This window comes from Serratia sp. 22264 (assembly GCF_052045345.1).
Taxonomy (GTDB): domain Bacteria; phylum Pseudomonadota; class Gammaproteobacteria; order Enterobacterales; family Enterobacteriaceae; genus Serratia; species Serratia plymuthica.
Map to the genome: position 1 here is coordinate 1478246 of NZ_JBQEOY010000001.1, position 18482 is coordinate 1496727.

16 protein-coding genes and 1 riboswitch are annotated in these 18482 nt (G+C 56.9%); of the genes, 7 read left to right on the forward strand and 9 right to left on the reverse strand.

The features are described 5' to 3' along the window. Positions 1 to 98 precede the first annotated feature (98 nt). Positions 99 to 1826, forward strand: coding sequence for an ABC-F family ATP-binding cassette domain-containing protein (locus ACTJJ1_RS06810; protein ID WP_440832908.1), 1728 nt, complete (start codon positions 99 to 101; stop codon positions 1824 to 1826). A gap of 68 nt (positions 1827 to 1894) precedes the next feature. Here the strand turns inward: ACTJJ1_RS06810 and ACTJJ1_RS06815 are convergent, their stop codons facing one another. Together ACTJJ1_RS06815 and ACTJJ1_RS06820 are read right to left on the reverse strand one after the other, a co-directional pair. Further along, entirely contained in the window at positions 1895 to 2257 is a 363-nt protein-coding gene (locus tag ACTJJ1_RS06815; protein WP_440832910.1) for a cupin domain-containing protein, read from the reverse strand. An 80-nt stretch (positions 2258 to 2337) separates the two neighbouring features. Continuing rightward, positions 2338 to 3150, reverse strand: coding sequence for an AraC family transcriptional regulator (locus ACTJJ1_RS06820; protein WP_006325544.1), 813 nt, complete (start codon positions 3148 to 3150; stop codon positions 2338 to 2340). Positions 3151 to 3418: 268 nt separating this feature from the next. Between ACTJJ1_RS06820 and ACTJJ1_RS06825 the strand changes: the two genes are divergently transcribed. Continuing rightward, complete coding sequence (locus ACTJJ1_RS06825) at positions 3419 to 4645, forward strand: M24 family metallopeptidase (protein WP_440832912.1); 1227 nt, start codon at positions 3419 to 3421, stop codon at positions 4643 to 4645. A 41-nt stretch (positions 4646 to 4686) separates the two neighbouring features. Here the strand turns inward: ACTJJ1_RS06825 and ACTJJ1_RS06830 are convergent, their stop codons facing one another. From ACTJJ1_RS06830 to ACTJJ1_RS06855, 6 genes are all read right to left on the reverse strand, one after another. Continuing rightward, positions 4687 to 6063, reverse strand: a complete 1377-nt coding sequence (locus tag ACTJJ1_RS06830) for a cation diffusion facilitator family transporter (protein WP_004944862.1) — start codon at positions 6061 to 6063, stop codon at positions 4687 to 4689. A gap of 26 nt (positions 6064 to 6089) precedes the next feature. Next, the gene (locus ACTJJ1_RS06835; RefSeq protein ID WP_006325553.1) at positions 6090 to 6269 is read right to left on the reverse strand and encodes a hypothetical protein; all 180 of its coding nucleotides are present in this window, start codon (positions 6267 to 6269) and stop codon (positions 6090 to 6092) included. 112 nt (positions 6270 to 6381) lie between these two features. Then, positions 6382 to 6474 carry a protein MgtS gene (gene mgtS, locus ACTJJ1_RS06840; RefSeq protein ID WP_013813036.1) on the reverse strand — a complete coding sequence of 31 codons (93 nt, stop codon included), beginning with the start codon at positions 6472 to 6474 and terminating at the stop codon, positions 6382 to 6384. Between the two features lie 143 nt (positions 6475 to 6617). Beyond that, complete coding sequence (locus ACTJJ1_RS06845; RefSeq protein WP_004944864.1) at positions 6618 to 7637, reverse strand: magnesium transporter; 1020 nt, start codon at positions 7635 to 7637, stop codon at positions 6618 to 6620. A 75-nt stretch (positions 7638 to 7712) separates the two neighbouring features. After that, positions 7713 to 7886: riboswitch (M-box (ykoK) riboswitch) on the reverse strand. Positions 7887 to 8035: 149 nt separating this feature from the next. Next, the gene (locus ACTJJ1_RS06850; RefSeq protein ID WP_440832915.1) at positions 8036 to 9700 is read right to left on the reverse strand and encodes an ABC transporter substrate-binding protein; all 1665 of its coding nucleotides are present in this window, start codon (positions 9698 to 9700) and stop codon (positions 8036 to 8038) included. Between the two features lie 109 nt (positions 9701 to 9809). Next, positions 9810 to 10205, reverse strand: a complete 396-nt coding sequence (locus ACTJJ1_RS06855) for a VOC family protein (RefSeq protein ID WP_004944868.1) — start codon at positions 10203 to 10205, stop codon at positions 9810 to 9812. Between the two features lie 121 nt (positions 10206 to 10326). Between ACTJJ1_RS06855 and ACTJJ1_RS06860 the strand changes: the two genes are divergently transcribed. From ACTJJ1_RS06860 to fusA, 5 genes are all read left to right on the forward strand, one after another. Then, positions 10327 to 11229, forward strand: coding sequence for a LysR substrate-binding domain-containing protein (locus ACTJJ1_RS06860; protein WP_440832917.1), 903 nt, complete (start codon positions 10327 to 10329; stop codon positions 11227 to 11229). 232 nt (positions 11230 to 11461) lie between these two features. After that, positions 11462 to 12478, forward strand: coding sequence for an iron ABC transporter substrate-binding protein (locus ACTJJ1_RS06865; RefSeq protein ID WP_004944876.1), 1017 nt, complete (start codon positions 11462 to 11464; stop codon positions 12476 to 12478). A gap of 25 nt (positions 12479 to 12503) precedes the next feature. Next, a complete protein-coding gene (locus ACTJJ1_RS06870) occupies positions 12504 to 14087 on the forward strand; it encodes an ABC transporter permease (protein ID WP_004944879.1) in 1584 nt (527 codons plus the stop codon). Then, positions 14084 to 15121: an ABC transporter ATP-binding protein gene (locus ACTJJ1_RS06875; RefSeq protein ID WP_440832920.1), complete on the forward strand. Its 1038-nt coding sequence runs from the start codon at positions 14084 to 14086 to the stop codon at positions 15119 to 15121. The genes ACTJJ1_RS06870 and ACTJJ1_RS06875 overlap by 4 nt, the downstream gene beginning before the upstream one ends. Before the next feature lie 201 nt (positions 15122 to 15322). Continuing rightward, positions 15323 to 17428, forward strand: coding sequence for an elongation factor G (gene fusA / locus ACTJJ1_RS06880; protein WP_440832922.1), 2106 nt, complete (start codon positions 15323 to 15325; stop codon positions 17426 to 17428). Between the two features lie 39 nt (positions 17429 to 17467). Here the strand turns inward: fusA and ACTJJ1_RS06885 are convergent, their stop codons facing one another. Next, complete coding sequence (locus ACTJJ1_RS06885) at positions 17468 to 18430, reverse strand: DMT family transporter (protein ID WP_440832924.1); 963 nt, start codon at positions 18428 to 18430, stop codon at positions 17468 to 17470. Positions 18431 to 18482 lie beyond the last annotated feature (52 nt).

The following is an 18482-nucleotide window of genomic DNA, read 5'->3' on the forward strand; positions in this document are numbered from 1 at the left end:
GCTTACTAAAAATTGAGTCCCTTCCCTCCGGCTTACCGGGTTGTCGTCAGCGATGTTTGACGATAGGCATTTGCATGCCTGTAACTCTTGAGTAAGCAATGAGCACATTATTATCTGCACAATCCGTCGGTTACGACAACGCGTTCGGCCCACTGCTGGCTGAGGTTTCCTTCAGCCTGAAAAAAGGCGATCGCATCGGTTTAATCGGCCACAACGGCTGCGGCAAAAGCACCCTGCTTAAAATCCTCAGCGGCGCTCTGCCCGCCAGTACCGGCAGCGTTACCCTCTCTCACCAATGCCTGATGGCGCGAGTGGAACAACATCTTCCCCCCGAACTGCACGGCAGCACTTTGCTGGAGGCGGTACTGGCGCGCCTGCCGGAAAACCTGCGCGTCAGCGAAAGTTGGCAGGGTGAAGTCCTGTTGACCAGCCTGGGGTTTGCCGCGTCCTCCTGGACACTGACCGCCGGCACCCTGAGCGGCGGCCAGCATACCCGCCTGCTGCTGGCGCGCGCGCTGATCCGCCGGCCGGACCTGCTGTTGCTGGATGAACCCAGCAACCATCTGGATCTGCCGACGCTGTTGTGGCTCGAACGGTTCCTGCAAAGCTGGCCGGGCAGCTTCGTGCTGGTTTCCCACGACCGCTACCTGCTGGATAAGGTGACCAACTGTACCTGGATCCTGCGCGATAAAACCTTGCAGTTCTTCCGCTTGCCCTGCTCTGCGGCGCGTCAGGCGCTGGTGGATAAGGACGCGGCGGATGCGCATCGCCGGCAGGCGGAGCAAAAGGAGATCGAACGGGTGGAAAAAAGCGCCCAGCGGCTGGCGGTCTGGGGACGGGTGTACGACAACGAGGATCTGGCCCGCAAGGCCAAACAGATGGAAAAACGGGTCGACCGTCTGAAAGAAGATCAAACCCAGCTGACGGCCGCTACCCAGTGGCGGCTCCGGCTGCGGGGCGAAGCCCTGGATGCCGATCGCCTGTTGGCCCTGCCGCAACTGGAGGTACGCCCGGCAGCCGATGCGCCGGTGCTGTTTCGCCTCGCGCACCTGCGGGTGAAAAGCGGCGATCGCATCGCCATCGTTGGCCGTAACGGCTGCGGCAAATCCTCGCTGTTGCGGCATCTGTGGCGGGAATACCAAAGCGCCGTTTCCGGTGAAGTGGTATTCCACCCCAGGGTGCGTATCGGGTATTACGATCAGAGCCTTCAGCAGTTGCAGGATGGCGATACGCTGAGCGAGGCGTTGACGCACTTCGCTCCGCTGACCGAAGAGCAGCGCAAAATGGCGCTGATTGGTGCCGGTTTCCCTTACCTGCGCCATCAGCAGCGGATCGGCACCCTGAGCGGCGGCGAGCGTTCGCGCCTGCTGTTTGTCGGCCTGACGCTGGCCAACCATTCGCTGTTGCTGCTCGACGAACCGACCAACCATCTGGACATGGAAGGCAAAGAGGAGTTGGCGGAAACCCTACGCGAGTTTGCAGGCGCGGTGATGCTGGTCACTCACGATCGGATGTTGATAGAAAACAGCTGTAACCGCTTCTGGCTGATTGACCATCAACAGTTGGAAGAGTGGCAGGATCTGGAACCGGTCTATGCCCGGCTGGCGGAAGAGCCCGGTGCCGAGCCACAAGCGGCCAGGCAAACCGCCTCCGGCGACAGCGAGAGGCTACACCATGACGAAGAGCGGCTGCTGGCCTGCTTGTTCGAGCTGGAGGCTAAACTGCAGGAGGATTTGGCACGTAAAACCAGGCACCAGAAACCGGCGTTGCAACGGCAATGGCGCAATGAAATTGCTGAAATCACTGCCCGGCTGAAGCTGGACTGACCTTCACAGGCCGCCTGTTCTGGCGGCCTTTCTATTACCCCCGGTGCAGACCTGCCGGGCGAGCTTGATCAAATCCAGACATCGTTGACCGCAGTACGTTCTCCCCGTTCGTCACCGGTGTTCAGCACGCCGCGAGGTTCGATAAGCATCAGTTGGGTTTCGATCTCGGCAGAGGTTTTGTGTTCGATGCCGCGTGGGACCACATACATCTCGCCCGCATTGACCAGCACATGGCCATCGCGAAAATCAATGCGCAAAACGCCATCCAACACGATAAGGGTTTCATCGGTTTCGGCATGCGTATGCCAGACGAAGTCACCGTGAATTCTGACCACTTTAAACTGGTAATCATTCATCTCGGCAATCACTTTCGGCTGCCATTGTTCAGAAAACAGAGAAAGTTTATAAGCAAAATTAATAGGTTGGTACATTTTTAGGCTCCTTGGTTAACAGGAGCCCAGCATAGTGGACCCGGCGGGCGGCAATCTTGAATGATTGTGCAACTTCGCGCTTAACCTCCGTTGATAAACTTCAGCCAGCGGCCAGGAGAAACGCCAAAATTGCTGACAAATTGGCGCGTCATGTGGCTTTGATCCGCAAATCCCGCATCGATTGAAATATCTGCCAGATTATGGCCCGCCAACATCCGCCGTCTGCAATGTTCAAGACGACGCATAGTGACGTAGCGGTAGGGGCTGGTGCCAAACAGCGCCCGAAAATCCCGGCTCAGACTCCAGCGATCTCGGCCGCTGATCAAAGAAAGCTCATCCAGGGTAATATTTTTATCGAAACAGGAATGGATATATTCCCTTGCCCTTTCAGCCGCCTGGTAGTCAAACGCCCGCCGCTGATAGCGTTGCCCCCCGACAGCGGCAAGGGTTTGCGCCAGGTCATAAAGCGCATCCTCTTCCTCAAGCGTTTCAAACGGATCCTCCATGGCCTTGAGCAAGGGTTGAGCCGCAGCAAAGAGTCTTGGGTCATCGGAAAGACCGCCCGGAATAAAGGGCAACGGCTTGCCGCCGAGTATCTTTTGGATTAATGCCGGCTCGATATAAACCATGCGGTATTGAAATCCCTCCTCCGTACCTGCCTCTCCGTCATGGACCTCATCCGGATGCAATACCAGGGTGCCGCCGGGCAGGCTATGACGCCTGCCGCCACGATAGTTGAAACTTTGCACACCGGACAACGTGCGGCCAATGGCGTAGGTGTCGTGGCGATGGAGCTCATAACCGTGGCCACCGAAAAAAGCTTCGATACGCTCAATTTGCATTGGGGACCGGGCCGGTTTTACCCAGTCTTGCAGGTCTTTACTTCGTGACATGGGGAGATACCTGCGTCTGTCGAGACAACGAGACTCTATTGATAATCGTTAAAGCTCACGTTGGCTAGTAGTCCCCGTTAAAAATGACCATTTTAAGACAACAACAATCGCAATATCGGCATTGAGGGCATTGGGGAAAAGCATTGTGCCGTAATCGCTATCTTTCCTGTCTATTGGAGCCAAGTATTGTCGCCGCATTTTATTTATCATGGGACTAAGCACGCTGGGATATTGGCCCTGATATTGAACATTCCGCGAGGAGAAAAACATGGCTACAGGTATTGGCGGTTGCACGCCACAACAGGCCTTGGAACAGTTGCAACCGTTAACGGACAACCCGCCTGCAATCGCCAGCGGCGAGTATCGACAACGCATTCAGCACGCACAGCGTCTGATGCGCGAAAACGACATTGATGCCTGCTATATCAATGCCGGCAACAATCTACTCTATTTTACCGGTACCTCTTGGTCGCCCAGCGAACGTATGGTGGGTGCAGTGATCCCGGCCGAAGGTGAAATCGCTTATATTGCGCCCTGGTTTGAAATAGGCACCTTCAAAGATGCGCAAGTCATCGAAGCCGAAATATTTAGCTGGCATGAGGAGGAAGACCCCTACCAGCTGTTCTTCACCTTGCTGGCATCTCGCGGGGTGACGGGTGCGGGCAGGCGGCGCAAGGTGGCGATTTGCGAAACGGCTTCGGTAACGCTGTTCCTCGGCCTGCAGCAGTACGCCGGCGATATTGAACTGATCGGCGCACAAGCCGTCACCGGTTACTGCCGCAGCCGTAAATCGCCGATGGAAATCGCACTGATGCAGACGGCTAATAACATTACCTTGAGAGTACAGCAGGCGGCAGCCAGCATTTTGCACCCAGGTATCACCGCCGGCGAACTCACCGATTTCGTTGATAAAGCCCACCGCAAAATGGGCACCACCGGCTCTTACTTCTGTATTGCACTCTTCGGATCCGACAGCGCATTTCCGCATGGCGTGAAGGAACCCAAGCCTCTGCAGGACAACGATATCGTGCTACTGGATACCGGTTGCCGATATAAGGGATATTTGTCCGATATCACCCGTACTTATGTGTACGGCGAACCCAGCGCGCGACAACGTTTCGCCTGGCAAGCGGAGCATGAGGCACAGGCTGCGGCGTTTTCAGTTATCGCGCCTGGCGTGCCCTGTCATAAAGTGGATGACGCGGCACGCCAAGTCCTGGCCTCTTATGGCTTCGGACCGGATTATCAGTTGCCTGGCTTGCCGCATCGCACCGGACACGGTATCGGGCTGGACATTCATGAGGCACCGTATCTGGTCCGCAAACGGCAGGAACAGCTCGATGTTGGCATGTGTGCCAGCATCGAACCCATGCTATGTCTACCTGGCGAGTTCGGTATCCGCCTTGAGGATCATTTTTACGTTACTGAAGGCGGAGCATACTGGTTTACCCCGCCGGCAAAATCCCTGGATGATCCTTTCGATCTAGCATCCTGACCCCCTTTCATGGCGGCCACCCACGGTCGCCGCATGCAGGCTCACAAAGCGGGTTTGATCGGTTCCACGTGCCCCACTGCCCGCGAAATGGTGGGGTAAAGTGCCCGCAGTTGGCGTTCTATGTGGTCCACTGCGTCGTGAGCCGCCACAATGGACGCGGCCGGCGACACCCGGCAATGGAAATTGACGATAATGCCATCTGCCGTTTTCCGCGCCCGAATGTTATGTACGTCCTGCACCATTTCCCCCTTTTCCACCGCAATTCGCAAGATCTGGCGGATATTTGCCAGTTCATCCGGCTCTACGTCCTCACTGGCGATCCAATGAGGCATCTGCGGTTCAAGATGAGTTTCGATCTCCGTGTCTTCGCCGATAGCCTGGCGCAGAAGGTTTTCAATCTCGCTGGCGATATCGTGCGCCTGCGCCACGCTGGCGCTGGCCGGCACCGCCAGATCCATGCTGATCGACATGCGTTCCGGCAGTTGCTGCAACGCCACATTTTGCACCACCGCACCGTGATTGGCGGCAATCACCCGGATGCGGGTCGCCATGTCTTCATCGCTGCGGGTTTGCGGGTTGGCAATCACCGTGGCTTCGGCGTGGGCATACTGCCGCTCCAACCGCTCGGCGATGGACTGCTTCAGCGCGTTGATGCGCTCCAGCGGCAAGGTGCGGCAGACGGCGACGGTCACCTCGATAAACAGGGCCGCACCGGCGTTGCGAATGCGGATATTCTCGGTCGCCAATATCGCCGGAAAACTATCCAGTAACGTGCCGATCTCCTCTTTGGCACCGGCAGGCGCTGTGTCCATCAGCGAATCGAACGAACGTTTGCCTAACTTCAAGGCAGCGACCACGATAAAACCGGCAACGATCAACGCCGCAATCGCATCTGCGCGGGTGAACCCCAGCAACACGAATACCATCCCCAGCAGCACCACGGCGGAGGACAACATATCGGAGAAGAAGTGCAGCGCGTCGGCTTCCAACGCCGCGCTGTCGGTGGCTTTCGCCACGCGATTCAGCGCCTTGACGCGGAAATAGTCGACCACAATCGAGATCAACAGCACGGCAATCACCACTGGCGCGGCGATAATCTCATGCGGCTGCCCCAGCAGGCTGGTGCCGGCCTCATAAACGATCCAACCCGCAGCGCCCAACAGCAGCAGCACTTCAAACAACGCCGCCAGATTTTCGACTTTGCCGTGACCAAAATGGTGGTCCTCATCGGCCGGTTTGTCGCTGATGCGCACCGCCAGCCAGGTAATGCTGGTGGCGACAAAATCGGTGAAAGAGTGTATCCCTTCGGAAATAAGGCCAATACTGCCGGTAAAAATACCCGCAGCAAATTTGCCGGTCGCCAATAACCCACTGGCTATCATCGAGTTTCTGGCCACGGACTGTTTTTCATTTTGCATAGTACGGCTCACATTCGCATTGGAATTTATTTTTTAATTTTTGCAGACAATTGCCAGACAAAAGCAACCAGCAGCATACTACCCGAGAATGTCAGCATTAAACTAGACAGGAATTCTGATTTTCCGGTTGAATAAAAATAAATCTCATTAACACCCACAGAGATCATTAAAATGGCATAAAGCAAACCAAGAATAAAAATAATCATTATCGTTTCACTCGTTAAAACCGCAGGCGGCGGTCAGAGTTTTATCGGTATCCTCCCCGTCGTAAATAAAACACTTCGGGGAGGATGCATTGCGGCGGTTCTTCAACGTTCATTAATCATCCCATTTGGTGCTCATATAGGCGGCTAACAGGCCCAGTGAGCTGATGATGCTCAGGAATCCTACAAAAATTGTCATGTTTCCCATTATTATTTCCTCAGTTAGCGGTTATCGATAAAAACCTCTTTAATTAAAAAGTGGGTTAAAAGATTATTCATTGCGATTAACGTGCCTCCTTATTGAGTGAGGTAAAATGTCCGCTCCGGCAGCGGCACGAAGCGGATCCCGGTTTAAATATTCAGAATGTACTGGGCAATTTTGAAATAAATAATCAGGCCAGTACCATCAATAAAGGTGGCGATAAATGGCGCGGACACCACCGCCGGATCGATCCCCACTCTTTTCAGCAACATAGGGATAATCGAGGACACAATCGCGCTCCAGACGGTGATCGCCACCAGCGACAGGCTGACGACCATCGTCACGTCCATTCCCACCCCCATGATCCAGGCGCGAACCCAGGCGGCGACGCCAATAGTGACGGCTATCAGCAGCGAGGTGGACACCTCTTTGCGGATCACCGCGCCCAGGTTGCGCAGGCTGACTTCGCCAAGCGCCATGGCGCGTACCAGCGTGGAAGTGATCTGCGTACCGCTGTTACCGCCGGTGCCAATCAGCAGCGGGATAAAAAACGCCAGAGCGATCGCCGCTTCCAACTGGTCTTCAAACGCCTTCAGTACGTTGCCGGTGTAAGCTTCGGCGACGAACAGCATCAGCAACCACGCCGAGCGTTTGCGCCATAGCGCCCAAGGGCTGGTTTCCAGATAGGGCTTGTCCAGCGGCAGGCTGGCGCCCTGTCGTTGTGCATCCTCGGTGTTTTCATCCTCAATCAGTTGGGCGATTTCTTTTTCCCCCAACACCCCAACCAGGGTTTTATTCACCACCACCGGCACTACATCCAGCCCGCCCTTACCCAATAAATGGGCGACGTCATTACGATCGTCGTCGGGCGATACCTGGAAATAGCTGTGGTTAATCATTACCCCAACGGCTTTATCATCGTCCGTGCACTGCAACAATTTTTTAACCGACAACGTGCCGCGCAATTGATAATCGTCTGCGGTGACAAAAAGTTGAGCCGGAATTTCATCCGTTTTAAGTTGCGAAAGAAAATATTCTTTGGCTTTATTGACCGTCATATTACCGGGAACGGTAATAAAATCGGCGTTCATATAGTTTGCTATCGAGGACTCATCCAGCACGTCAGCATTGGCCAGCGCCGGAGATGAGTAATTTTGATGTGACTTCATTATGTTAGTCCCTATTTCTGTTTAAACTTCAACAGCGAATCGCATAGGGGCGTTAACCACAGAGGGAGTGCAGACAGCCTATCTCCGCGTCCAGGTTTTAGCACTATACAACGTATCTGATGTATTTATCAGAAGTTACCTTGGGCTAAACCTTAATCCGATAAAGCCTGTCTTAACCTTGGGCATCTCTCGATGTCGTCAGATCAGTAACCTGTGTTTGTATAGGAGCCTCGCCAAACGAGATACTGCATATAAACTACGGGAGGCATTATAGACGCGGTTTTTTGGCGGCGGGCGTAAATCTGGCCGGCCGTTTATGAAACATTTAGAAAAAAAATTTTTAACCGTAAAGATAATAAAAAGGGGGCAGAAAATTTCCACCCCCCATTATTGCGACATCAGTGAGCGATAATATAGGCGTTCTTGTCGTACAGCGGCCCCTGTCGGGTAAAATCGATGCCTTTCACATAGGGTTTGACCAGCGTGGCGTTGGCTTCGTAATAAACCGGCGCCACCGGCGTATCCACCGCCAACCTCTCCTCGGCCTGTTGGAAATAGTGCTGTACCTGCTGCGGCGTCTTCGCCGCAGTGGCCTGATGCAACAACCGATCGTAATTCTCGTTGGCATATTTGGCGGAGTTTTCACTGCTGGTAGATCGGAAGACATTCAGGAAGGTGGACGGATCGTTGTAGTCTGCCAGCCATCGAGAAAAAGCAACGCTGTAATGCCCATTGTTGATGTTATCCAGCGTCACCTTACGCTCCTGGCTTTGCAACGTAGCATTAACTCCCAGGTTCTTTTTCCACATCGCGCTGCTGGCGATGACAATCTTCTTGACGGTGGCGTCATTGCTGTACAACACATTGAACTGCAACGGGCGCTCGGCGTTGAATCCGGCCTCCGCCAGCAGCTTTTTCGCCTGGGCGACCCGCTGCTCCTGCGTCCACCCCGCCGCCTCACCGGCCTTCAGCGTAAAACCACCGGCCCCGGAGGGGGTGAAGGTCCAGGCCGCTTGCTGGCCGTAGCCCAACACCTTGGTGGCGATGACCTCTTTGTCCAGCGCCAGATTTAACGCCTGCCGCACCCGTACGTCATTAAAAGGGGCCTGCCGGGTGTTAAAGGCAAAATAGCTGGTGGACAGTAACGGATAAGTCACCAGTTGTTCCTCACCCAGGCTCTTTTTCAACTGCTGATAGAGTTCCGGCGGGGTGCTATAGCCCAGCTCGATCTCCCCAGCCCGGAAGCGCGCCACCTCGGGGAATCCTTGCAGCGGCAGGAAAGTCACTTTGTTAAGCGCCGTATGGGCGTTGTCCCAATACTGAGTGTTACGCTCCACCACCACTTTTTCGTTCACCACCCACTGCGTTAACCTGAAAGCGCCGTTGCTGACGAAATTCTGCGGTTGCGTCCAGTTTTTGCCGTATTTTTCCACCGCCTTGCGGTTCACCGGCAACACAGGGAAATGCACCAACTGTTTGAGCAGATAGGAGTTCGGCTCAGACAGTGTGACCTGCAGGGTATTGGCATCCAGCGCCTTCACCCCCAACTCCGTCGGCGGTTTGCTGCCGGCATTAATCTCCGCAGCGTTAAGCACATAGGCCGAGGCCAGGTAGCTGCCGTACGGCGAGGCGGTTTTGGGATCGGTCAGGCGACGCCAACTGAAGACGAAATCCTCGGCGGTAACCGGATCGCCGTTCGACCATTTGGCTGCCGGGCGCAGATGGAAGGTCCAGACATTGCCCTGGTTTTCCCAATGGGTGGCCAGCGCGGGAATAACCTCGCCGTTTTTCCCCACCCGCAACAATCCTTCGAACAGGTCATTGAAGATATTAAACTCCACGTTGCTTTCAGCCAGATTGGGATCCAGCGTCGCAGGCTCATAGCCATTGGCCCGCACCAGTTCCTGCGTGGCCGCTAGCTTGACGCCCACCGGCACTTCGGCAGCATGAGCCGGTGAAGTGGCTTGCAATGAAAGGAAGATTAGACTGGCTAGTCCGTTAAATCTGAATGAATATTTCACGCCTTTATCCCTTATTGGTGTTTTGTCGACGCTCATATTCATTGAAGCAGCTGAATAAATTAAATGATTAATCGCTATGACTCATAACCAAAAGCCGTGATGAATTTCTTTCATTATCAAATGAATACCCGCCAACATGGCGGGTTTCGGTTTACAGCGCTTGAAACAGCGTCAGTTGCAATCCGGCCGGCGCTTCCAGCCGGTTATTGATTGAATTGAAGGGCGTAACCCGCGGCTCGGACAACACCTGCGCGCCGCCCTGCGCCAGACTGGCCGTGGTTGCGGCAATATCGGTCACCTCAAATGCCACCCGGATCCAACCGGAGACGCGCTCTCCCACCTCTACCTGGTCGATATAAGCGGCGGTTGAGGGCTCCACCAGCTCCAGCGTGGCCTTGCCCGCCTCGAGGATCGCCACCCTGCCGCTGTCTGGCGGCACCGCATCGGCCTGGGTCAACCCCAGTCGATCGCGGTAGAAAGCCAAGGCGTTATCAAAATCTTCGGTGGTGATCACCAGACGTAGCTGTTTTACCGATGATGCAGACATGGTTATCTCCTGGTTATTTGGCTGAGTAATTTTCATCTGTTAACCTGCATACAGAAAATAACCTGCCACCAAATGGCAATTCAAAGTCATAGTTCTCAGCCAAAGATGAAAATAGCTCATCATGAAAAGAAAACTGCCGCCCCTGGGGTCACTACGGGCTTTTGACGCGGTCGCCAGACTGCAGAGTTTTAAACTGGCTGCGGAAGAAATTGGCGTTTCGCCGACGGCCATCAGCCACCAAATTCGGCTGCTGGAGAGCCTGCTGGGCGTCAGCGTGTTCGAAAGAACGCCGCGCAAGGTGGAATTGACCGCCGACGGCAAGATCCTGCAACAGGCCAGCGCGCAGGCGTTCAACCTGTTGCAGACGGCGGTGGAGAATATCGGTGAACGCCAGCGGCCGGCGGTGTTGACGTTATCCGCTACCACGGCGCTGATCACCCACTGGCTGGTGCCGCGTTTGCCGGCGTTGATGCGGCAGTTTCCCGCCATAGACCTGCGGTTGCACGCCGATGATCGCATTGTGGATTTGCGCAGCAAACAGATTGATGTGGCGATCCGCTACGGCAACAGGCCGGATGACCCGCTGTCGCCGCGATTGCTGCAACAGGACCGCTTCGTGCTGGTCGTCAGCCCGCGGTTGAATGTCGCTTCAATCGCGGATCTGTTGCAAACCACGCTGATACACATCGATGGCCGCCAGGTGCCGCAACCCTCCCCCGACTGGCCGCGTTGGCGCAGCGAGTTTGGCCCGGCGGCGCTGACGGTCGACGCCGGCCCGCGCTTTACCGACGAAGCCCACGCCATTCAGGCGGCAATCGCCGGCCAGGGCGCGGTTATCGCCAGCCGACTGATGGTGCAGCATGCGCTGGAGAGTGGCGTGCTGATAGCGCCGTTCGAGCACTCGCTGCCGGGCGCTGCGCATTATTTTGTCAGCAACCCCGACGGCAAGCACAGCCGCGCCGTAGCGCAACTGGCAGACTGGTTTGCGGTTGAGATGGCGGCTCCTGAGAAGGCGAACGCATGAGGAGATATTTTCAACTGCATGAATTCTGTCGACATTAGGCAATCAGTTCAGAGTATTCAGGCTGAAGCTTAATTTTTCCTTAGGGCGAGTTAATTTATGAGCGAATGCAAAAAATAATTTAATACGAATCGTTTTCACTATCATTATGACTGTTCTTGGCTACAATCGGGCCTGCTTGCGCTCGCCAGGCGATATTCGCTTTTCTTCTTCGACCTCTAAAAAGGATAACAGTATGAAGCTGCGTCTTTCTTCTCTAGGCCCCGTTGCCCTGCTCGCCTCATCAATGATGCTGGCGTTTTCCGCTCATGCGGCCCCTGCCGATGACGGCATCGTTATTTATAACGCCCAGCACGAAAACCTGGTGAAATCCTGGGTGGATGGCTTTACCAAAGACACCGGCATCAAGGTGACTCTGCGCAACGGCGGTGACAGCGAGTTGGGTAACCAACTGGTGCAAGAAGGCAGCGCATCCCCCGCCGACGTTTTCCTGACGGAGAACTCCCCGGCGATGGTGTTGGTGGACAACGCCAAACTGTTTGCCCCGCTGGATGCCGCGACGCTGGCGCAGGTTGAACCGCAGTACCGCCCGCAGCATGGCCGCTGGATCGGCATCGCCGCCCGTTCAACCGTATTCGTCTACAACCCGGCCAAACTGACCGAAGCGCAATTGCCTAAATCGCTGCTGGATCTGGCCAAGCCGGAATGGAAAGGCCGTTGGGCCGCTTCGCCATCCGGTGCGGATTTCCAGGCGATCGTCAGCGCGCTGTTGGAGCTGAAAGGCGAAAAGGCCACGCTGGAATGGCTGAAAGCGATGAAAACCAACTTTACCGCCTATAAGGGTAACAGCACGGTGATGAAAGCGGTCAATGCCGGCCAAATCGACAGCGGCGTGATCTATCACTATTATCCGTTCGTCGACGGTGCCAAGACCGGCGAAAACAGCAAAAACGTCAAACTTTATTACTTCAAACACCAGGATCCGGGCGCGTTCGTCAGCACCTCCGGCGGTGGCGTGCTGGCTTCCAGCAAACACCAACAACAGGCTCAGGCCTTCGTGAAGTGGATCACCGGCAAGAACGGCCAGGACATTCTGCGTACCAATAACGCCTTCGAATATGCGGTAGGCGTGAACGCGGCTTCCAATCCTAAACTGGTGCCGCTGAAAGAGCTGGACGCGCCGAAAATCGACGCTTCGCAGCTGAACGGTAAAAAAGTAGTTGAACTGATGACCGAGGCCGGGCTGCTGTAAGCCGGTTGTAGAGAGTTTTTACCTTATGTCGAATATTGGCCTTAACGCCACCGGCGCAACGCCGCGTTACACCACCACCCGGCTGCATCAGCGGCCGGGATTGTTTATCGTGGCGGCTGCCCTTTTGCTCTCCCTGTTGGCCCTGTTGCCGCTGGGATTTGTCGTCAGCGTGGCGTTTGAAACCGGCTGGCAGACGGTAAAAGCTCTGGTATTCCGCCCCCGGGTGGCCGAACTGTTGCTCAATACCCTGCTACTGGTGGTATTCACGCTGCCAATTTGCGCCATTCTGGGGGTCACGCTGGCCTGGCTCACGGAGCGCACCACGCTGCCGGGCCGCCGCATCTGGTCGCTGCTGGCGACCGCGCCGCTGGCGGTTCCGGCATTTGTGCAAAGCTATGCCTGGATCAGCCTGGTGCCCTCGATGCATGGGCTGGGCGCCGGGGTATTCATTTCAGTCCTCGCCTACTTTCCGTTTATTTATCTGCCGGCCGCAGCGGTGCTGCGCCGCCTGGATCCCGGCATTGAAGACGTCGCCACTTCGCTAGGCACCCGACCCTTGGCGGTGTTTTTCCGCGTGGTGTTACCGCAGCTCAAACTGGCGACCTGGGGCGGATCGTTACTGATCGCGCTGCATCTACTGGCGGAATACGGCCTGTACGCCATGATCCGTTTTGACACCTTCACCACCGCCATTTTCGATCAGTTCCAGTCCACCTTCAACGGCCCGGCAGCCAACATGCTGGCCGGGGTGCTGGTGCTGTGTTGCCTGGGTTTACTGCTGCTGGAAGCCGCCAGCCGAGGCCGCGCGCGTTATGCCCGAGTAGGCTCCGGCAGTGCCCGCAGCCAAACCCCCTACCGCCTGGGGCCGGTGACGACGCTGCTTGCCCTGCTACTGCCGTTGAGCCTTAGCGCGCTGGCATTGGGCGTGCCCTTTATCACTCTGGCCCGCTGGCTGACGCTGGGCGGGATCGAGGTCTGGCGCAATGCGGATTTACTGCCCGCGTTGCTGCAAACGCTGTCGCTGGCCGCCAGCGGTGCGTTGCTGATCACGCTGTGCGCCATCCCGATGGCCTGGCTGTCGGTTCGTTATCCGGCACGGCTGTATCGGCTGCTGGAAGGCTGCAATTACGTCACCAGTTCGCTGCCCGGCATCGTGGTGGCGCTGGCGCTGGTGACCATTACCATTCACAGTTTCCGGCCGATTTATCAGACGGAAATCACCCTGCTGTTGGCCTACTTGCTGATGTTTATGCCACGGGCATTGATCAACCTGCGTGCAGGCATTGCCCAGGCACCGGTGGAGTTGGAAAACGTGGCGCGCAGCCTTGGCCGTTCGCCGGCGCAGGCGCTGTGGAGCACCACTTTGCGACTGGCCGCACCCGGCGCGGCTGCCGGTGCAGCCTTGGTGTTTCTGGCGATAGCCAATGAGCTGACCGCGACGCTGCTGCTGGCGCCGAACGGTACCCGCACGCTGGCGACCGGCTTCTGGGCGCTGACCAGCGAGATCGACTACGTGGCGGCTGCACCTTACGCACTGATTATGGTGGCGTTATCGCTGCCATTGACCTGGCTTCTTTATTCTCAATCTAAACGCACGGCGGGATTATGAGTACGCTTCAACTGCAGGCTATCGGTAAGTCCTATAATTCGGTCAAGGTGCTGGAGCACGTGGATTTGCAGGTGGCACAGGGCAGCCGCACCGCGATTGTCGGCCCTTCCGGCTCGGGAAAAACCACCTTGCTGCGCATTATCGCCGGCTTTGAAATACCGGACAGCGGCCAGGTTATCTTGCAGGGACTGCCGATGGCCAACGGCAGCGGCTGGGTGCCGGCGCACCTGCGCGGCATTGGCTTTGTACCGCAAGACGGCGCGCTGTTTCCGCACTTTACCGTGGCCGGGAATATCGGTTTCGGCCTGAAGGGCAGCAAGCGTGACAAGCAGCGACGCATTGATGCGTTGATGGACATGGTGGCGCTGGATCGGCGGCTGGGCGCGCTGTGGCCGCATGAGCTTTCCGGCGGACAACAGCAGCGGGTGGCGCTGGCGCGCGCGCTGTCCCAGCAACCCAAGCTGATGCTGTTGGACGAGCCCTTCTCCGCCCTGGATACCGGCCTGCGCGCCGCCACCCGTAAAGCGGTGGCGGAGCTGCTGGCGGAAGCCAAGGTGGCGTCAATTCTGGTGACCCACGATCAGACGGAAGCGCTGTCGTTTGCCGATCAGGTCGCGGTGATGCGCAATGGCCGGCTGGCGCAGGTGGGCCCGCCGCAGGATCTCTATCTGCGACCGGTGGATGAGCCGACCGCCACCTTCCTGGGGGAAACCCTGGTACTTTCGGCCAAACTTGAACACGGCTGGGCCGATTGCGTTCTGGGCCGGATTGCGGTGGACGATCGCCAGCGCCAGGGGCCTGCCCGCATCATGCTGCGCCCGGAACAGATCCAAATCAGCCTGTCCGAGCCGACGCAACAGGGCCAGGCGGTGGTCACCAGCATCGATTTCGCCGGTTTTGTCTCGACCCTCAACCTGCGCATGAACGGCAGCGACGCCGCTATCGAAATAAAAACCGTCAGCCGTGAAGGCATCCGCGCCGGTTCCCAAGTCAGCCTGAATATCATCGGGCAGGCGCATATCTTTGCCGGGTAACGTTATGGGGCGGCTCGCCGCCCCAAACATTCAGGCTTCACCTATCGCAGCCATTGCTTAGTAAATCGCCCTTCATCAACTACGATTATTCTGTGACCGATTCATTCACGTGAAGGTCCAGAAGGTAACCCATTGAGGATTATCATAATTACTCATGCTATTTAAGCCGCCCTTCTTTAACGCGGCTAAGAAAGGTTAATTATGGCACGTACTACCCCTATCGAACGCTACCGCAATATCGGCATCTCGGCGCACATTGATGCCGGCAAAACCACCACCACCGAGCGGATTCTGTTTTACACCGGGGTCAGTCACAAGCTGGGCGAAGTGCACGATGGCGCGGCCACCATGGATTGGATGGCGCAAGAACAAGAGCGCGGCATCACCATTACCTCGGCGGCGACCACCTGCTTCTGGAACGGCATGCAGCATAATTATCCGCAGCACCGCATCAATATTATCGATACCCCAGGGCACGTTGATTTTACCATCGAGGTCGAGCGCTCTATGCGCGTGCTGGATGGCGCAGTCATGGTCTACGACTCGGTGGGCGGCGTGCAGCCGCAGTCAGAAACCGTCTGGCGGCAGGCCAATAAATATAAAGTGCCGCGGCTGGCGTTCGTCAACAAAATGGACCGCGTCGGCGCCGACTTCTTCCGCGTGCGCAAAATGATGATCGAACGTTTGAAAGCCAATCCGGTGCCGATCGTCATCCCGATTGGCGCCGAAGACCACTTCACCGGCGTGGTGGATTTGGTGCGCATGAAGGCCATTCTGTGGGACGAAGCCTCGCAGGGCATGAGTTTCAGTTTTGAAGAGATCCCGGCTGAGCTGCGCGATTTCGCGCAAGAATGGCGGGATAAAATGATTGAAGCCGCCGCCGAAGGCTCGGAAGAGCTGATGGACAAATACCTCAACCAGCAACCGCTGAGCGAAGAAGAGATTGTTCGCGGCCTGCGCCTGCGCACCATAGCCGGTGAAATCCAGCCGATGCTGTGCGGCTCGGCCTTCCGCAACAAAGGCGTGCAGCGCATGCTCGACGCGGTGATCGAACTCATGCCCTCGCCGCTCGACGTGCCGCCGATGGAAGGCCATGACGAGCACGACAATATCATCATCCGCCGGGCTGCCGACGACGAAAAATTCTCGGCGCTGGCGTTCAAGCTGATGACCGATCCCTTCGTGGGCCAACTGACCTTCATTCGGGTGTATTCCGGCGTGCTGGCCAAAGGCAACAGCGTCTATAACCCGATCAAAGACAAAAAAGAGCGCATTGGCCGTATCGTGCAGATGCACGCCAACGACCGCAAAGAGGTCGAAGAACTGCACGCCGGTGATATCGCCGCCTGCGTGGGGCTGAAAGACGTCACCACCGGCGACACCCTGTGCGACCCTAGCGCCATCATCACGCTGGAGAAAATGGTGTTCCCGGAACCGGTAATTGCGCAGGCGATTGAACCGAAAACCAAAGCCGACCAGGAAAAAATGGGCATCGCGCTGCAGCGCCTCACCTCCGAGGATCCGTCGTTCCGCGTACGCACCGACGAAGATTCCGGTCAAACCATTATTTACGGCATGGGCGAGCTGCATCTGGAAATTATCGTCGATCGCATGCGCCGTGAATTTGGCGTGGCGACCACCACCGGCAAACCGCAGGTTTCTTACCGCGAAACCATCCGCAAACGCGTGGTCGACGTGGAGGGCAAATTTGTGCGGCAGTCCGGCGGTAAAGGCCAATATGGCCACGTGGTGTTGACGGTGGAACCGAACGAACCGGGCAAAGGCTTCGAGTTCTTCGATGAAATCAAGGGCGGCGTGATCCCGGGCGAGTATATTCCTGCGGTGAAAAAAGGCGTGCTGGAAGCGCTGAATAACGGCGTGCTGGCCGGTTATCAGATGGTTGACGTCAAAGTGCATCTGACCTTCGGCTCATACCACGACGTCGATTCCTCTGAGCAAGCCTTCCGCATGGCGGCGATCTTTGGCTTTAGAGAAGCCTGCCGCGCGGCTGATCCGGTGATCCTGGAGCCGATCATGGCGGTAGAAGTGGAAACGCCGGAAGACTATGCCGGCAGCGTGATGGGCGACCTGTCGTCGCGGCGCGGTCTGGTGCAAGGCATGGAGGATATCCCCGGCGGCGGCGGCAAGGAGATCCGCGCCAAGGTACCGCTGTCCGAGATGTTTGGTTACTCAACCACCCTGCGTTCGATGTCGCAAGGCCGCGCGACTTACACCATGGAGTTCAGCCACTACGCCGAAGCGCCGCGCAACGTGGCCGAAGAGATCATTAACCACAGTAAACGTTAAGCGGTTCACCGCCTGCCGCCTTCGCGGCAGGCGTGGCGCTTATCGTTCTGCCAACCGCACTACCACCGGCTCCGGCTTGATGCGCATCGCGGACACCACCCCGATCATCAGACAGGCGATACCGCACAGCGTCAACAGCGGCGGCCAAGCCTGGCGCAATATGAAAGTGTAGGCCAGCCCCGCCAAAATTTCGAAGACAATCAGCGGCCCCACCAGCACCGTCGGCAAGCGCTGGCTCGCCTCATTCCAGCACAACGCACCTATCCACGAGCAGAATATACCGATGACAATCATCAAGGGGACGAACACACCCGGCCTTGGCCCGAACGGCAGCGCAAACGCCGGCTGAGTGAGAGCCAACTGGCCGCAAACCAACAGGTAACCTGCCAACGCCAGCGGCAAAGTGACTACCCCCTGCGCCGTCGCCCAGGTGGCCGGTCTTTGGTCTGGATTTTCCCGCAGCCAGCGGGCATTGCGCAGGGGGAACCAGGTCCAGCAAGCCACCGCCAACAGCGCCAGCCCCAATCCGCTGATATAGCGCCAGAGATCGAGCGGTGCCGTATTGCCCTTCAGTTCGGCGACGTTGACGAACGCCAGCCCACAGGCGATCAACACCAGCGCCGGCGTTAACTTCCGCCAGGAAAGCCGCCCGTCATGCCGGCTGTAGAACAGGTTGGCGGTCACCGAAATCACCACCGGTAACGTGCCGATAATCATGGTGGACACCGGCGCCCCGGTGCGTTGAATGGCGCTTGCCAGGCACAGGTAATACAGCAGATTGCCGATCGCCGTCAGTTTGAGCGCCTCGAGCCAGTCTTTACGCTTCAGCTTTCGCAACCGGCGGCGATCGAGCCAGGCCAACGGCAAAGCGATCAGGCCAAAGGCCAGGTAGCGCCCGGTGGACTGTAACGCCGCAGGATATTCCGGGATCAATACCGGGCCGACAAAAATCAGCCCCCACATCAGCCCGGCAGAGAGGGCAAATAACACGCCAACAAACATAGTGACTCCAGCAACCCGTGAATGAATTTCAGGAGCAGCCTAGCCTAATTCC

Coding starts and splice junctions, on each gene's coding strand:
- ACTJJ1_RS06855 (WP_004944868.1), bottom strand. CDS start 10,205: ATGTCTGCATCATCGGTAAAACAGCTACGTCTGGTGATCACCACCGAA.
- ACTJJ1_RS06885 (WP_440832924.1), bottom strand. CDS start 18,430: ATGTTTGTTGGCGTGTTATTTGCCCTCTCTGCCGGGCTGATGTGGGGG.
- ACTJJ1_RS06835 (WP_006325553.1), bottom strand. CDS start 6,269: ATGATTATTTTTATTCTTGGTTTGCTTTATGCCATTTTAATGATCTCT.
- ACTJJ1_RS06820 (WP_006325544.1), bottom strand. CDS start 3,150: ATGTCACGAAGTAAAGACCTGCAAGACTGGGTAAAACCGGCCCGGTCC.
- ACTJJ1_RS06860 (WP_440832917.1), top strand. CDS start 10,327: ATGAAAAGAAAACTGCCGCCCCTGGGGTCACTACGGGCTTTTGACGCG.
- ACTJJ1_RS06850 (WP_440832915.1), bottom strand. CDS start 9,700: ATGAATATGAGCGTCGACAAAACACCAATAAGGGATAAAGGCGTGAAA.
- ACTJJ1_RS06810 (WP_440832908.1), top strand. CDS start 99: ATGAGCACATTATTATCTGCACAATCCGTCGGTTACGACAACGCGTTC.
- ACTJJ1_RS06870 (WP_004944879.1), top strand. CDS start 12,504: ATGTCGAATATTGGCCTTAACGCCACCGGCGCAACGCCGCGTTACACC.
- ACTJJ1_RS06865 (WP_004944876.1), top strand. CDS start 11,462: ATGAAGCTGCGTCTTTCTTCTCTAGGCCCCGTTGCCCTGCTCGCCTCA.
- mgtS (WP_013813036.1), bottom strand. CDS start 6,474: ATGGGAAACATGACAATTTTTGTAGGATTCCTGAGCATCATCAGCTCA.
- ACTJJ1_RS06825 (WP_440832912.1), top strand. CDS start 3,419: ATGGCTACAGGTATTGGCGGTTGCACGCCACAACAGGCCTTGGAACAG.
- ACTJJ1_RS06875 (WP_440832920.1), top strand. CDS start 14,084: ATGAGTACGCTTCAACTGCAGGCTATCGGTAAGTCCTATAATTCGGTC.
- ACTJJ1_RS06815 (WP_440832910.1), bottom strand. CDS start 2,257: ATGTACCAACCTATTAATTTTGCTTATAAACTTTCTCTGTTTTCTGAA.
- ACTJJ1_RS06830 (WP_004944862.1), bottom strand. CDS start 6,063: ATGCAAAATGAAAAACAGTCCGTGGCCAGAAACTCGATGATAGCCAGT.
- ACTJJ1_RS06845 (WP_004944864.1), bottom strand. CDS start 7,637: ATGAAGTCACATCAAAATTACTCATCTCCGGCGCTGGCCAATGCTGAC.
- fusA (WP_440832922.1), top strand. CDS start 15,323: ATGGCACGTACTACCCCTATCGAACGCTACCGCAATATCGGCATCTCG.